Origin of the sequence: Streptomyces sp. CA-210063, from assembly GCF_024612015.1 — a bacterium.
GTDB lineage: Bacteria > Actinomycetota > Actinomycetes > Streptomycetales > Streptomycetaceae > Streptomyces.
On sequence record NZ_CP102512.1, the window covers coordinates 4,150,717 to 4,165,155 of the forward strand.

The window sequence follows — 14,439 nt, forward strand, 5'->3', positions numbered from 1 at the left end:
TCGGGGGTGGTGGTCACCGGTCGACGCCTCCCATCACGGGGTCGATGGACGCGACGGCGACGATGACGTCGGCGACCTGGCCGCCCTCGCACATCGCCGCCATGGCCTGCAGGTTGGTGAAGGACGGGTCGCGGTAGTGGACCCGGAAGGGGCGGGTGCCTCCGTCGGACACGACGTGCACCCCGAGCTCGCCCTTGGGCGACTCGACCGCCGCGTACGCCTGTCCCGGCGGGACGCGGAAGCCCTCGGTCACCAGCTTGAAGTGGTGGATCAGGGCCTCCATGGAGGTGCCCATGATCTTCTTGATGTGGTCCAGGGAGTTGCCGAGTCCGTCCGGTCCCAGGGCGAGCTGGGCGGGCCAGGCGATCTTCTTGTCGGCGACCATGACCGGGCCGGGCTGCAGCCGGTCCAGGCACTGCTCGACGATCCGCAGGGACTGGCGCATCTCTTCGAGGCGGATCAGGAAGCGGCCGTAGGAGTCGCAGGTGTCGGCGGTCGGGACGTCGAAGTCGTACGTCTCGTAGCCGCAGTACGGCTGTGCCTTGCGCAGGTCGTGCGGGAGGCCGGCGGAGCGGAGGATCGGGCCGGTGGCGCCGAGGGCCATGCAGCCGGAGAGGTCCAGGTAGCCGACGTCCTGCATACGGGCCTTGAAGATGGGGTTCCCGGTGGCGAGCTTGTCGTACTCGGGAAGGTTCTTCTGCATCTTCTTCACGAACTCGCGGATCTGGTCCACCGCGCCGGGCGGCAGGTCCTGGGCGAGTCCGCCAGGCCGGATGTACGCGTGGTTCATGCGCAGGCCGGTGATCAGCTCGTAGATGTCGAGAATGAGTTCACGATCACGGAAGCCGTAGATCATGATCGTGGTGGCGCCCAGCTCCATGCCGCCGGTGGCGATGCACACCAGATGGGAGGAGAGCCGGTTCAGCTCCATGAGGAGCACGCGGATGATCGTGGCGCGGTCGGGGATCTGGTCCTCGATGCCGAGGAGCTTCTCCACGGCGAGGCAGTACGCCGTCTCGTTGAAGAACGGCGTCAGGTAGTCCATGCGCGTCACGAACGTGGTGCCCTGCGTCCACGTGCGGTACTCGAGGTTCTTCTCGATGCCGGTGTGGAGGTAGCCGATGCCGCAGCGGGCCTCGGTGACGGTCTCGCCGTCGATCTCCAGGATGAGCCGGAGCACCCCGTGGGTGGACGGGTGCTGGGGGCCCATGTTGACGATGATGCGCTCGTCGTCGGACTTCGCCGCGGTCTCGGCGACCTCGTCCCAGTCGCCGCCGGTGACCGTATATACGGTGCCCTCGGTGGTCTCGCGCGCCGAAGCGGCTGATGCGTGCTGCGTGCTCATGAGTACGACCTCCGCTGGTCCGGAGCCGGGATCTGGGCGCCCTTGTACTCGACGGGGATGCCGCCGAGGGGGTAGTCCTTGCGCTGCGGGAAGCCCTGCCAGTCGTCCGGCATCATGATCCGCGTCAGCGCGGGGTGGCCGTCGAAGACGATGCCGAAGAAGTCGTACGTCTCGCGCTCGTGCCAGTCGTTGGTCGGGTAGACGGGGACGAGCGACGGGATGTGCGGGTCGGCGTCGGGGGCGGAGACCTCCAGGCGGATCAGCCGGTTGTGGGTGATCGAGCGCAGGTGGTAGACGGCGTGCAGCTCGCGGCCCTTGTCCCCGGGGTAGTGGACGCCGGAGACGCCGGTGCACAGTTCGAAGCGGAGGGCCGGGTCGTCGCGGAGGGTCCGGGCGACGCGCGGCAGATACTCGCGTTCGATGTGGAAGGTGATCTCGCCGCGGTCGACGACCGTCTTGTCGATCACGTTCTCCGGGACGAGGCCCTGTTCCTCCAGGGCGCCCTCCAGCTCGTCGGCGACCTCGTCGAACCAGCCGCCGTAGGGGCGGCCGGCCGGGCCGGGGAGCCGGATGGAGCGGACCAGGCCTCCGTAGCCGGAGGTGTCGCCGCCGTTGTCGGCGCCGAACATGCCGCGCTGGACGCGGATCTCCTCACCGCCCTCGCCGCGCTGGCCGGGGAGGTTGGAGGCGGCGAGGTCCTTCTCGGGGTTCACCCCGTTCGAACCGGTGGCGCCGTTCTTGCCGTTCGTGTCGCTCATCGCAGCAGCCCCTTCATCTCGATGGTGGGGAGCGCCTTGAGCGCCGCTTCCTCCGCCTCGCGGGCCGCTTCCTCGGCGTTCACGCCGAGCTTGGACGTCTGGATCTTCTGGTGGAGCTTGAGGATCGCGTCCATCAGCATCTCCGGCCGTGGCGGGCAGCCGGGGAGATAGATGTCGACCGGGACGATGTGGTCGACGCCCTGGACGATCGCGTAGTTGTTGAACATGCCGCCCGACGATGCGCAGACCCCCATGGAGATCACCCACTTGGGATTCGGCATCTGGTCGTAGACCTGCCGCAGCACCGGCGCCATCTTCTGGCTGACCCGGCCGGCGACGATCATCAGGTCCGCCTGGCGCGGCGAGCCGCGGAACACCTCCATGCCGAAGCGCGCCAGGTCGTAGCGCCCCGCACCCGTGGTCATCATCTCGATGGCACAACAGGCGAGGCCGAAGGTGGCGGGGAAGACGGACGACTTGCGTACCCAGCCCGCGGCCTGCTCGACGGTGGTCAGCAGGAAACCGCTCGGCAGCTTTTCTTCGAGTCCCATGGCTTAAAGGCCCCTCAGTCCCATTCCAGGCCGCCGCGCCGCCAGACGTACGCGTAGGCGACGAAGACGGTGAGCACGAAGAGCAGCATCTCCACGAGCCCGAAAACACCCAGGGCGTCGAACGTGACGGCCCAGGGGTAGAGGAAGACGATCTCGATGTCGAAGACGATGAAGAGCATCGCCGTCAGGTAGTACTTGATGGGGAAGCGCCCGCCGCCGGCCGGCGTGGGGGTGGGCTCGATCCCGCACTCGTAGGCCTCGAGCTTGGCCCGGTTGTAGCGCTTCGGGCCGATCAGCGTGGCCATGATCACGGAGAAGATCGCAAAGCCTGCCCCGAGGGCTCCCAGTACGAGGATGGGCGCATAAGCGTTCACCGCTCCTCGCTCCTCTCAGTCGGCACTGACTGCTGGCGGATTGCGTGGGTCCTGCTCTCCACCCCACCTGTCCCACGAGCCCCGCTGGTCCCGGCGAAGATCGCGAACATGTGAAGCAGGTCACAAGCCCAACTGCCGTGCATCCTATGCCTGCGGGTCTGTGATCTGCGACACGGGGTGCGGCACCGAGTTTGTGATCTCCACCACCTGACGAAGGATCATGAAGTCGGACGAGCGTCGATCTTCATACATGAAGCGCCAGACTGATCACCTGAAGTGACATTTTCATTCGTCGCCGCTGGTCACGAGGGGCGTCTCTATATCAAGAGAGTTCCACTGCATGCAAATTGGTGCTGGACCCGGTCGCTTGATAGAGCGCCGCGTTCACGCCTCAGAGGGAGGTTCGGTGGCGGATGTGGACGCGTGCACACATTCACGAGCGCCGACGACGGCCGGTCCGCGCGAGACGCGGCCGGATCGGTGACCGTTCCGTGACCTGCGCCACACCGGAGTGAGATCAAATCAACGGGCCTTGGCCACTCGGCGCAATCGATGGTAAACGCAGGGCAATTCGGGCGTAATCACGAAAGCGCATGATCACGGGCTTGATCAGTCGCGCCCGCAATGTCCGTTTCGGCGTCAATAAAGAGTGACGCACAGGGAATTTGGGGTCCCTGTTGAACAACTGTGGCGCAGCACACGTTTCTTGAAGGTATGGAGGAGTCGCTGGTATCGCTTGTTCCCATGTCCCACACCGCTCACATACGCAGCCACCGAAAACCCCGCCGCAACGCGTCCTCGATCGCGATGCGCGCCGGAGTCGCCGGTGGTGTTCTCAGCACCGTGGCAGTGGCCGGCGCGTCGACTTCGGCGTTCGCCGCGGAGCCGGTGACGCAGACGCTCGAACTGTCCACACTCACGGCCGACCTGGCCACGCAGGCCGCGCAGTCCGCGGACGCCACGCAGGCGATGGCGGCCGACTACCAGCTGCAGGCCGAGCGTGAAGCGGCCGCCGAAGAGGCGGCCAAGCAGGCCGAGAAGGACCTCGCCAAGGCGAAGAAGGAAGAGGCCCGGAAGAAGGCCGCCGAGGAGGCCGAGCGCAAGGCCGCCGCCGAGCGTGCCTCGCGGGACAGTGAGCGGACCACCCTCACATCGTCCGACTCGTCGACGACGACCACGACCACGGCGCCCGCCAGTGGCAGCGTCGGCACGGTCATCGACTTCCTCAAGGCGCAGCTCGGCGACGCGTACGTCCTGGGTGCCACGGGCCCCAACGCGTGGGACTGCTCCTCGCTGGTCCAGGCCGCGTTCAAGCAGGTCGGCGTGGACCTCCCCCGGGTCTCGCAGGACCAGTCGATGCAGGGCACCGAGGTCTCCCTGTCGAACCTCCAGGTCGGCGACATCCTGTACTGGGGCTCGAAGGGCTCCGCGTACCACGTGGGTGTCTACGTCGGAAACGGCCAGTACCTCGACGCGGCGAACCCCTCCAAGGGCGTCGTCATCCAGGATCTCTCCGGCTACCCGGCGACGGGTGCGGTGCGCGTGCTCTGAGCCACGCACAGGCGCGGTCACCGGACGCGGTGCCCAGGCGCTTTTCGAGAGGGCCGCTCTCCCGGTGGGGACAGCGGCCCTCCGGGCTGCCCTCGCAGCGGGCCTCAGGGGGCCCGCGGGGCGCCTCTCACCCCAGGTCGAAGGTGTTGGGCAGGCCGAGCCGGTAGCGGGTCTCGTCGACCCGTTTCAGGGGTTCCATCTCCGGGGGCCGGTACAGCTCCTGGATCTCACAGCGCTCGGCGTCCGATTCGTCCGCGTCGAGGAGCGCGTTGACGGCCAGGCGCGCGGACTCGTTGGCGCCCTCCATCGTCGCCAGGTCGACGTCGGTGCGGACGTAGTCGCCCGCGAGGAAGAAGTTCGGGATCGCCGTGCGGGCCGAGGGCCGGTTGTAGAGCGTTCCCGTGGGGTGGACGAGGAGCTGTTCGCGGTTCCGCGGGTCGGGGCCGCCGAGGCCGGTCACCGCCGGGTCCATGAACCAGCCGAGCCGGTCCTCGTCCGTGAGCGTGGTCTTCCCGGAGTCGTTGAGGGCGTCCTTGAGCTGCGCCCAGCACTCGGCGACGACTTCCTCCCGTGTGCACTCCCGGGCCGTCTTGCCGTACAGGATCCCCGGTTTGTCCCACTCCGAGACGATGGCCGAGAGGCAGTCGCGGGCGCGCCCGTCGCCGTAGTCGGCCGGAAAGTCCCGTACGTCCCAGAACTGGGCCTGGCCGATCGCGGTGACCGACCAGGGCGAGTCGAGGCAGTTGATGTGGCCGTGCACGACGGGGGTGGGCGTGCGCAGATAGAACATGATCCCGACCATCCAGTCCGTCTCCAGCGCGTCGCACCGGGCGAGTTGCGGGTCGGCGGCGCGCAGGGCGGGTCCCCAGGTGGGGCGGGCGTGTTCGACGGGCAGGGCGGAGATGTAGTGGTCGGCGGTGACGGTGCGTACGTCGGTGCCGTCGGGCGCGGAGACGCGTACGCCGGTGACCCGGCCGGATGCGTACAGAACCTCCCGTACCTGGGTGCTCGTCGCGAACTCGACGCCCAGTGAGCGGAGATGGGTGACCCAGGGGTCGATCCAGGCCTCGCTGGTGGGGGCGTTGAGGACGCGGTCGATGTCGGCGTCGCCGTCCATGCCCCGGCCGAGGAGGCCCCACAGCAGGAGGGCCTCGATGATGACGCGGCCGACCGTGCGGGTGGAGGCGACCTCGGCGCGGGTGGCGACGAGGTTGCGGGTCTGGCCGACGCCGAGGACGGTCCGGTACTCCTGGCTCATCTGTCCGGCGCGGATGAACTCCCACCAGCTGGTCTTCTCCCACTGGTCCTCGCGGCGGGCGTCGCAGCTGGTGAGGTGGACGAGGACACGGCCCGCGAAGTAGGCGACCTCGTGGGCGGGGAGGCGGGTGCCGAGGTCGAGGACCGAGAGCAGCTGGTCGCGGATCCAGGTCGGGGTGAGGTCGCCGGGGGCGGGCGGGGTGGTGACACGGCGGAGGGGGAAGTGCAGGTCGGGGCGGCCGTCGGCGCGGGCGAAGAGGGCCTCGGTGCCGGTGCGGAGGTTGCCGCGGACGCCGTCGGCGTTGCCGGGGAAGGGGATGCGGCGCATGGTGTCCGGCAGGTTCCGGTAGAAGCCGGGGAAGAAGCGGAAACCGTGTTCGGCGGGGAGGGGCTTGCGGCCGCCCTCCCCCGTTCCGGGGACGTCCATCGAGCGGGCCTTGCCGCCGAGGACGTCGTAGTACTCGTAGACGGTGACGGCGTAGCCGCGTTCGGCGAGTTCGTGGGCGGCGCTGAGACCGGAGACACCGCCGCCGAGGACGGCTACGCGTTTGCCTCCGGCGGCGGGAGCCGCGGCGGCGGGCGGGGCGGCTCCTAAAGCGAGACCGGCGGCGGCGCCTACGACGGCCGTGGCGCCGGTGTTCGCGAGGAAGCGTCTGCGGGTGTGGCCGTCGTGCGCCTGGGGCCCGGCAGTCGCCTGGGGCTCGGCAGTGCGTTCTGTGGTCATGGGCACCGGAGGGTAGGGAGGTGCGCGACGCGACGGAAGGTGACGCCCTCGTCGCGCACAGCACCCTCACACCATGCCCGGGGCCTACGCCTTCGGGGCCACCTTGCTCAGCCCGTTGATGATGCGGTCCATCGCGTCGCCGCCGGTGGGGTCGGTGAGGTTGGCCAGCATCTTCAGGGTGAACTTCATCAGGAGCGGGTGGGTCAGCCCCCGCTGCGTGGCGAGCTTCATGATCTTCGGATTGCCGATGAGCTTCACGAAGGCGCGGCCCATCGTGTAGTAGCCGCCGAAGGTGTCCTTGAGGACCTGCGGGTAGCGCTGGAGGGCGAGTTCGCGCTGGCCGGGGGTGGCGCGGGCGTGGGCCTGGACGATGACGTCGGCGGCGATCTGGCCGGATTCCATGGCGTAGGCGATGCCCTCGCCGTTGAAGGGGTTCACCATGCCGCCGGCGTCGCCGACGAGCAGCAGGCCCTTGGTGTAGTGGGGTTGGCGGTTGAAGGCCATCGGGAGGGCGGCGCCGCGGATGGGGCCGGTCATGTTCTCGGGGGTGTAGCCCCACTCCTGGGGCATGGACGCGCACCAGGCCTTCAGCACGTCGCGCCAGTCCAGCTCCTTGAAGGAGGCGGAGGTGTTGAGGACGCCCAGACCGACGTTGGACGTGCCGTCGCCCATGCCGAAGATCCAGCCGTAGCCGGGCAGCAGGCGGTCCTCGCCCGGGCCCCGCTTGTCCCAGAGTTCCAGCCAGGACTCCAGGTAGTCGTCGTCGTGGCGCGGGGAGGTGAAGTACGTACGGACGGCGACGCCCATCGGGCGGTCCTCGCGGCGGTGCAGGCCCATCGCGAGGGAGAGGCGGGTGGAGTTGCCGTCGGCGGCCACGACCAGCGGGGCGTGGAAGGTGACTTCGCGCTTCTCGTCGCCGAGCTTGGCGTGGACACCGGTGATACGGCCGGTGCGGTCGTCGATGACGGGCGCGCCCACGTTGCAGCGCTCGTACAGCCGGGCGCCCGCCTTCTGGGCCTGGCGGGCGAGTTGCTCGTCGAAGTCGTCGCGCTTGCGGACGAGTCCGTAGTCCGGGTACGAGGCGAGTTCCGGCCAGTCGAGCTGGAGTCGGACGCCGCCGCCGATGATCCGCAGGCCCTTGTTGCGGAGCCAGCCGGCCTCTTCCGAGATGTCGATGCCCATCGACACCAACTGCTTGGTGGCGCGCGGCGTGAGGCCGTCGCCGCAGACCTTCTCCCTCGGGAAGCTGGTCTTCTCCAGGAGCAGCACGTCGAGCCCGGCCTTCGCCAGGTAGTACGCGGTGGTGGAACCGGCTGGCCCGGCCCCGACGACGATCACATCGGCGGTGTGTTCGGTAAGGGGCTGGGGCTCGGTCACGACGGGTTCTCCCCAAAGAAGTAGAAGGATCGAAGCAGAGGTCCACCGGAAGACCAGACATCCGGAAGACCAGAAAACGTGTGCCGACAGGCGTCGGACATGGGCAGTCTATTCAGCGGTACCGATCAACGGCTGAAGGGCTGCCCCTGTGAACCGAGCTCTGCCCGACGTACGGCTGCGCGTCCCCACCGACGAGGACGCCTTCGCCTGGCACCGGATCTTCGACGATCCCGACGTCATGGAGTTCCACGGCGGGAGGTCCGCCGAGCTGTCCGTCTACGAGGAGCTCACCGCGCGCCAGCGCCGTCACGACGCCGAGCACGGGTTCTGTCTGTGGACCATGCTCGACGAGGAGGGCCGGGCCATCGGCTTCACCGGCGCCCAGCCGTGGCCCCGGGAGTGGGGCCCGACCGGCGAGATCGAGATCGGCTGGCGGCTCGCGCGCGACCACTGGGGCAAGGGGTATGTGACCGCGGCGGCGATGCAGACCCTGGAGCGGGTGCGGGCGGCGGGCATCGGCAGCGTCGTCGCCATGGTCGACGCCGGGAACGACCGGTCCATCGCCGTCACCCGGCGGCTGGGCATGGAGCTGGCGGAGACCTTCCTGACGCCGGTCACGCAGCGGGTCGGGCACTGCTACCGGCTGGCGTTGTGACGCCGGTCGGCGAGTCGGCCGCTCGTTCGTAATATCGGCAACTCGTCACACAGAGTAGCCATTTGCCGCAGATTGCCACTCAGCGCTTCCGGCTGGGGCCGCTCGACGGTTACCCTGCCGGTACCGCTGGGGGTGAACATCTGTGCGCATAACACCCAAGTCATTCGAAGTGCGTGTGCCACGGTTCGTCGGTCTGATGGCCGTGGACGCGCGCGAGACGGCCGAGGCGGGCGGGGTGACCCTCGCCGCGCCCGACCGGCCCGACTTCCATCTCACCGTCGTGGACTACGTCGTTCGGCAGTACCCGCCACCGGGTGTGGAGGTGCCGCGCGGGGCCGCGGTGACCGTGTGGTTCGAGTTGGGCGACGAGGGTGGGGGTGTGCGGGAGCCGCGGCGGGGTGGGCCTCCGCCCGGGTTGCGCAGGGCGTTGGATGAGCCGGGAGATCCGTTTCCGGTTCTTCGGTAGGACGTCTTCGGTAGGACGTCTTCGGTAGGACGTCTTCGGTAGGACGGTGGATGGCGCCGGGTCCGGGGTGGTCGCGTAGGTGCGTTGCGGGCTGCGGGTCGTTCGTGGCTGATCACGCGGTTCCCCGCGCCCCTTGAGGGGCGCGGGTCTCCGCCTCTTGTCGCCAGGCGCCGTCTACCTCTGCCAGAGCAGGATGGCCGCCGCTCCTCCCCCTCCGACGACGAAGGCCGCCGCGATCGTGAGGGTCCAGACGAGGGTCCGGCTGCGGGACTTGGCGGGTTCGGGGGGCGGCAGGTGGTGGGGGCCCAGTTCGACGAGCGGGGGTTCGTACGGGGCCGGAGGCTGTGAGGGAACCCCGTAGCCTGCCGGGCCGTTGCTCGGCATGGCGGGGATCGGGGGCGGGATGACGGCCGTGCGGGCTCCCGTCATCTGGACCAGGTAGGGCGCGAGGAAGGCCGCGCCGAAGATCCAGAGGAGGCTGAAGAGGAGGGCCTCGGGGATGTTGAGGCCGACATCCACCTGGCCCGCGGCCGAGAACTCGCTGCCGAACTCCGTCGAGGCGGAGCCGGAGGCCTCCATGCCGAAGCCGCTGAGGCCGGCGAGGAGAAGGAAGAGGCCGGAGAAGACGCCCGCGGCGAGGAGTTGCTCGCCACGGCCCGAGGAGCGGCGGGCCGCGAGGACGCCGAGGGTCAGGGCGCAGACCGCGCCGAGTGCCAACGCGCCCACGACAGCCCAGGAGTTGACGGCGTCGCCCAGTTCGGAGAGCCCGAACGCCTCGCGCTCGTAGCCGCCGTAGGGAGTGGACTCGACGAGTCCGTAGTCGCCGGACGAGTCGTTGCCGTACGACGTGTCGTCCTCGTATCGCGAACGGCCCGCCTCGCCCTCGATGGACGCGCCCCAGGAGAGGCCGAGGAAGTTGACGGCGAGGTTGGGGAGGACGAGCAGGGCGAGGAGGAGCGGGTTGAGGTCCTCCTCCCATTCCTCCTGCCACTCGTTGTTCGCCGCGAGGACGACGAAGGTGACGAGTGAGCACAGGGCGAGGACGATCGCCAGGGCCCGTACGGCCGTTCCGGTCGCCCGGAACAGGGCCTGGGGGCCGGGGCGGACGGCCAGCCAGGCGGCCAGGTCGTCGCGTTGCAGCAGGCCGATCGAGACGGCGGCGGTGAGCAGCAGCGCGCCCAGTGCCGCGAGCCAGGGCGACATCGTGACCTCCGCGAGCATGACCTCGGGCTGCGCGAACAGCCCCAGCAGCAGTACGGCGACCGTCACCAGCAGCGTGACCCGCACGGCCGCTTCGAGCCCGGCGGTACGGCTGCCACCCGGCACCGGCCCGTGGCCTCCGGCGGCGGCACCGGCGTACGCGCCCCCGTACCCACCGGCGTACGCGCCGCCGGGCACACCGCCGTACGCGCCGCGCGTCACCAGTCGTGTACGGAGCTGCCGTACGCCGATGAAGAGCGCCCCGATGAACAGGGCGGTCACCGTGAGCGGGATCAGGGTGAGGGTGACGGCGCCCTCGGCGGACTGGTAGTCGCCGGCGTACTCGCCGCTGAGTTCGGAGACCTCGAAGCCGCCGCCGAGGCCCTGGAGAAGGGCGGCGAGGGCGATGCCCAGCCGGTCACCGAAGCCGACCAGGTCCTCGTCGTCCTGGTTGTACGACGGGATGGCCAGGGCGATGGCGGCGGCGAAGAGGAGGCCGACCGGCCAGAGCGCGGCCAGCGCGGAGCCGCCCCAGTCGCCCCGGAAGGCCCGTGCGAAGAAGGCGCCGACGGGTGAGGGGCGGGCGGGGACGGGGGCGTACGCGGGAGGGGGTGGCGGTGGGCCGAGGGGTGGCGCTCCCGGTGGGGCTGCCGGGGGAAGCGCCGGTGGGGCCATTCCCGGAGCGCCCGGCGGGAATGTGGGTACGGCCGCCGTTCCCGGAGCCCCCGGGGGTGTCTGAGGCGGTACCACCGGGGGTGTCTGGGGCGGAGTTGCCGGTGGAGCCGCCGGGGGTGTCTGGGGCGGAGTTGCCGGTGGAGCCGCCGGGGGTGTCTGGGGCGGAGTTGCCGGTGGAGCCGTCGGTGGGGTGGACGGTGGTGCCCCGGGCGGAGCCGGGGGTGTCCCGGCTCCTGTGCTGCCCGCCCCCGCCGCCGGAACCGGCAGGCGTTCCCGTCCGCATGTCATGCAGAAGCGCGCCTCGTCAGGACCTGGTGTTCCGCAGTGCGGGCAGTAGGACGTCATGGAACGCTCCGTCATCCAGAAAACTCGTGCCGTGATGAGACGTGGTCAGACGCGCGCCGGCGTGTACTGACGTATCAACGGACGGTAGTTTTCTGTTGACCGGTTCCCGTCAACAGGGGTCCCTTAGGGACATCCCTCTTACGAGGGAACCTTGAACCCCCGGTGCAGTGCGACGACCCCACCCGTGAGGTTCCGCCACGCGACCTTGTCCCAGCCGGCCTGGCGGAGCCGCTCGGCGAGGCCCGCCTGGTCGGGCCAGGCGCGGATGGACTCGGCGAGGTAGACGTACGCGTCCGGGTTGGACGACACCGCGCGGGCGGCGGGCGGCAGCGCGCGCATCAGGTACTCGGTGTAGACGGTCCGGAACGGCGTCCAGGTCGGGTGGGAGAACTCGCAGATCACGACGCGGCCGCCGGGCTTGGTCACCCGGTACAGCTCACGCAGCGCGGTGTCGGTGTCCTGCACGTTCCTGAGGCCGAAGGAGATGGTCACCGCATCGAAGGTGTCGTCCCTGAACGGCAGTTTCGTCGCGTCGCCCGCCGTGAACGGCAGCCAGGAAGTGCGCTCCTTGCCGACCTGGAGCATGCCGAGGGAGAAGTCGCACGGCACGACGTAGGCGCCGGTCTGCGCGAAGGGCAGCGAGGACGTGCCCGTGCCGGCCGCCAGATCCAGGATCTTCTGGGCGGGACGGGCGTCCACCGCCCGCGCGACCTCCTTGCGCCAGCGCCGGTCCTGTCCGAGGGACAGCACGTCGTTGGTCAGGTCGTACCGTTTCGCCACTCGGTCGAACATCGAGGCGACTTCGTGCGGCTGCTTGTCCAGGGATGCGCGGGTCACGGGCCCATTGTGGCAGTACGGGCCGGACGCACCCGCGTCCGGCCCGCCCACCGTCTTTCTGGAGGGCGGCGGCCTTGCCGGTGGCGCGTTGAAGCTTGGAGGGGGCGCGTCGGCGGCCTCGGCGCGCGGGTGTCGTCGTGCTCATGAGGTGGTGCGCTCCCGTCAGTTGGCGGACGCGGACGGGGACGGTACGGCGGTGGGGGCGCCGGAGGGCGGGGTGCCGCCGGGGGCTCCGTCGGCGGCGCCCAAGGGGATGCCCTCGGGGGCCACGCCGCCCTGGGGCTGGGGGCCGGTGCCGCCGCCGCCCGGTGCGCCGGACTGGCCGCCGCCTCCAGCGAAGGGGAACAGTTCGGACGGGGACTCGGAGATGCCCCAGCCCATGAACGCCATGCCGAGCACTACGGCGTAACCGAGGCAGACGACCCCGAGCAGCGTGCCGCAGCGGCGCAGCGGTCTCGCGCGGCGCCCGGAGTTGTCGACGAACACGGGGCCGTCCTCTGCCGACCCCCTGTACACGGCCTCGGGGGAGAAGTTTTCGTTGGCGGACTCGGATTGCATATCCCCGGATATTAGGCGGCCTTTATTTGGCCAATTCCCAGCTTCTCTTGTGAGACGCCCATGAGAATCTCCTTGACCTGCCCATTCCCTTAGAAATTCCACGAACGACTGCGAAGCCGCGCAGCTTGCTTTTGAGGGGATACATCCCGCCCGGAGGGGCACGTTTGTCCGATTAGCGCGCCTTCTGCAATCTTCAGGAAGCACACATGAAGCACAGCCGGGTGTGATTCATTTCCATCGTGAGTACCGTGAGGAATTCCCTGAAACCGGCCGCCGGACTGATATGCATGGTGGTCCTGGCCTGCGCGGGCTGCACCACGAAGACCAAGGAGTCCGCGTCCACGCCCAGCGGCCCGGCCACGACGTACGCGCCCTACGTGAACGCCACGGACGCCTCCGACCTCGACGACGCCGGGTCCGCCGCCGCGTACAACCTGGCGTTCGTGATCGCCGACGGCGACGCGTGCACGCCCGCGTGGAACGGGACGCAGGCGATCGACGACTCGGCGGTGAAGTCCCGGATCTCGGCGCTCACCGCATCCGGGGCGTCGGTGCGGGTCTCGTTCGGCGGCGCCTCGGGAGCGGAGTTGGCGGAGGCCTGCGACAGCGCGTCCGAGCTCGCCGAGGCGTACGGTGCGGCGCTCGACGCGGCCGGCTCGACCGAGGCCGACTTCGACGTCGAGGGCGACGCGCTGAAGGACTCCGACTCCGTCGGCCTGCGCTCCGAGGCGATCGCGCTCCTCCAGAAGGACCGCCCCGGCCTCTCCGTCTCCTTCACCCTCCCCGTCATGCCGTCCGGCCTCGACGACGACGGCGTGGCCCTGCTCGACTCGGCCAACGACAACGCGGTCCAGGTCACCACGGTCAACATCATGACCATGAACTACGCCAGCTCGTACGACGGTGACATGGGCGACTACGCGGAGCAGGCGGCCGAGGCGACGCACGAGCAGTTGATGGACATCTTCGGCACGAGTGGCTCCACGGCGTGGGGGGCGTTGGCGTTGACCTCGATGCTGGGTGTCAATGACGTCGACAACGAGACGTTCACGTTGGAGGACGCGGCGCAGGTGCGGAAGTTCGCGGAGGAGAAGGGGGTTGCCTGGGTGTCGATGTGGGCGACGTTCCGGGATCAGGAGTGTGGGGACGACTCGTCCGCGGAGGATGCGTTGACGGTGTGCAGCGGGGTTGATCAGGAGGACGGGGCGTTCGGGGAGGCGTTCTCGGGATGAGAGTGGGGGGTTCTGTCGTCGGCGGGCTGCGGGTTGTATGTGGCTGGTCGCGCAGATCCCCGCGCCCCTGAAGGGGCGCTGCTCTCAGCGGCGGCGATGCACCAAGCGGCCCGCGCACACCGTGGCGATGCACGTGCCGGAGTCGTCGAGGACGGCGAGGTCGGCTCGGCCGGTGTCGATGATGGCCGTGGGGCGGGGGCGAGGGAGCACGACTACGTCGTTCCGCTGGGCGGCGGCGCGGAGTTCGGGGGTGTTGGCGTGCTCTTCCAGCACCGCGACCGCGCCCGACTTGAGCACCTCGTGGATACGTTCACGGGGTGTCGGCGCATCCGGCAACGGGCCCTCGTGGATGTGCGCGGGCCCCAGGACACCGGGCCACCGCCGGACGCGGGCGGCCGGGAACCGCTCCTGGATCTGCGCCAGCGGGCCCACGGCATGGACCCGGATGCCCTCGACGGCGACGGCCCCGTCCTTGATCGGCTCGGGGTCGTCCCATGTGTACCGCACCTCGTCGGCGGCGTGAATGGTCAGCAT

Annotated in this window: 14 protein-coding genes and 1 pseudogene; 4 read left to right on the forward strand and 11 right to left on the reverse strand. The window is 69.6% G+C overall.

Going from position 1 to position 14,439, the window contains the following annotated elements; all coding sequences use genetic code 11:
* Positions 1-13: 13 nt before the first annotated feature.
* From JIX56_RS17790 to JIX56_RS17805, 4 genes are read right to left on the reverse strand one after another with little or no spacing between them, the layout of a single operon-like run.
* Positions 14-1,345, reverse strand: a complete 1,332-nt coding sequence (locus JIX56_RS17790) for an NADH-quinone oxidoreductase subunit D (protein WP_257541882.1) — start codon at positions 1,343-1,345, stop codon at positions 14-16.
* On the reverse strand, positions 1,342-2,103 hold the full coding sequence (locus tag JIX56_RS17795; RefSeq protein WP_257541884.1) for an NADH-quinone oxidoreductase subunit C: 762 nt from the start codon (positions 2,101-2,103) through the stop codon (positions 1,342-1,344). Before JIX56_RS17795 ends, JIX56_RS17790 begins: the two co-directional genes overlap by 4 nt.
* Positions 2,100-2,654 (reverse strand): NuoB/complex I 20 kDa subunit family protein, encoded by a 555-nt coding sequence (locus JIX56_RS17800; protein WP_010041554.1) that lies wholly within the window; start codon positions 2,652-2,654, stop codon positions 2,100-2,102. Before JIX56_RS17800 ends, JIX56_RS17795 begins: the two co-directional genes overlap by 4 nt.
* A gap of 14 nt (positions 2,655-2,668) precedes the next feature.
* A complete protein-coding gene (locus tag JIX56_RS17805; RefSeq protein ID WP_009310323.1) occupies positions 2,669-3,028 on the reverse strand; it encodes an NADH-quinone oxidoreductase subunit A in 360 nt (119 codons plus the stop codon).
* Between the two features lie 714 nt (positions 3,029-3,742).
* Here JIX56_RS17805 and JIX56_RS17810 point away from each other — a divergent pair.
* A complete protein-coding gene (locus JIX56_RS17810; protein ID WP_257541886.1) occupies positions 3,743-4,579 on the forward strand; it encodes a C40 family peptidase in 837 nt (278 codons plus the stop codon).
* A 127-nt stretch (positions 4,580-4,706) separates the two neighbouring features.
* Here the strand turns inward: JIX56_RS17810 and JIX56_RS17815 are convergent, their stop codons facing one another.
* Both JIX56_RS17815 and JIX56_RS17820 read right to left on the reverse strand, forming a co-directional pair.
* Positions 4,707-6,560: a hydroxysqualene dehydroxylase gene (locus JIX56_RS17815; RefSeq protein ID WP_257541888.1), complete on the reverse strand. Its 1,854-nt coding sequence runs from the start codon at positions 6,558-6,560 to the stop codon at positions 4,707-4,709.
* Positions 6,561-6,644: 84 nt separating this feature from the next.
* Positions 6,645-7,937 carry a geranylgeranyl reductase family protein gene (locus JIX56_RS17820; RefSeq protein WP_257541890.1) on the reverse strand — a complete coding sequence of 431 codons (1,293 nt, stop codon included), beginning with the start codon at positions 7,935-7,937 and terminating at the stop codon, positions 6,645-6,647.
* Between the two features lie 148 nt (positions 7,938-8,085).
* Between JIX56_RS17820 and JIX56_RS17825 the strand changes: the two genes are divergently transcribed.
* Complete coding sequence (locus JIX56_RS17825; protein WP_257541892.1) at positions 8,086-8,592, forward strand: GNAT family N-acetyltransferase; 507 nt, start codon at positions 8,086-8,088, stop codon at positions 8,590-8,592.
* Positions 8,593-8,734: 142 nt separating this feature from the next.
* Entirely contained in the window at positions 8,735-9,058 is a 324-nt protein-coding gene (locus tag JIX56_RS17830) for a PASTA domain-containing protein (RefSeq protein ID WP_257541894.1), read from the forward strand.
* 174 nt (positions 9,059-9,232) lie between these two features.
* On the opposite strand, the gene JIX56_RS17835 is transcribed toward JIX56_RS17830, so the two are convergent.
* The 4 genes and pseudogenes from JIX56_RS17835 to JIX56_RS17845 form a co-directional block, all read right to left on the reverse strand.
* Entirely contained in the window at positions 9,233-10,933 is a 1,701-nt protein-coding gene (locus JIX56_RS17835; RefSeq protein WP_257541896.1) for a zinc ribbon domain-containing protein, read from the reverse strand.
* A gap of 276 nt (positions 10,934-11,209) precedes the next feature.
* Positions 11,210-11,293, reverse strand: a pseudogene (locus JIX56_RS48035) (zinc-ribbon domain-containing protein); the annotation flags it as partial.
* Between the two features lie 123 nt (positions 11,294-11,416).
* A complete protein-coding gene (locus tag JIX56_RS17840) occupies positions 11,417-12,115 on the reverse strand; it encodes a demethylmenaquinone methyltransferase (protein WP_257541898.1) in 699 nt (232 codons plus the stop codon).
* 162 nt (positions 12,116-12,277) lie between these two features.
* Positions 12,278-12,673 (reverse strand): hypothetical protein, encoded by a 396-nt coding sequence (locus JIX56_RS17845; protein ID WP_257551554.1) that lies wholly within the window; start codon positions 12,671-12,673, stop codon positions 12,278-12,280.
* 248 nt (positions 12,674-12,921) lie between these two features.
* Here JIX56_RS17845 and JIX56_RS17850 point away from each other — a divergent pair, with 248 nt between their 5' ends.
* The gene (locus JIX56_RS17850; protein WP_257541900.1) at positions 12,922-13,905 is read left to right on the forward strand and encodes a chitinase; all 984 of its coding nucleotides are present in this window, start codon (positions 12,922-12,924) and stop codon (positions 13,903-13,905) included.
* A gap of 84 nt (positions 13,906-13,989) precedes the next feature.
* Here JIX56_RS17850 and JIX56_RS17855 read toward each other — a convergent pair whose 3' ends face one another.
* Positions 13,990-14,439 (reverse strand): hypothetical protein, encoded by a 450-nt coding sequence (locus JIX56_RS17855; RefSeq protein WP_257541901.1) that lies wholly within the window; start codon positions 14,437-14,439, stop codon positions 13,990-13,992.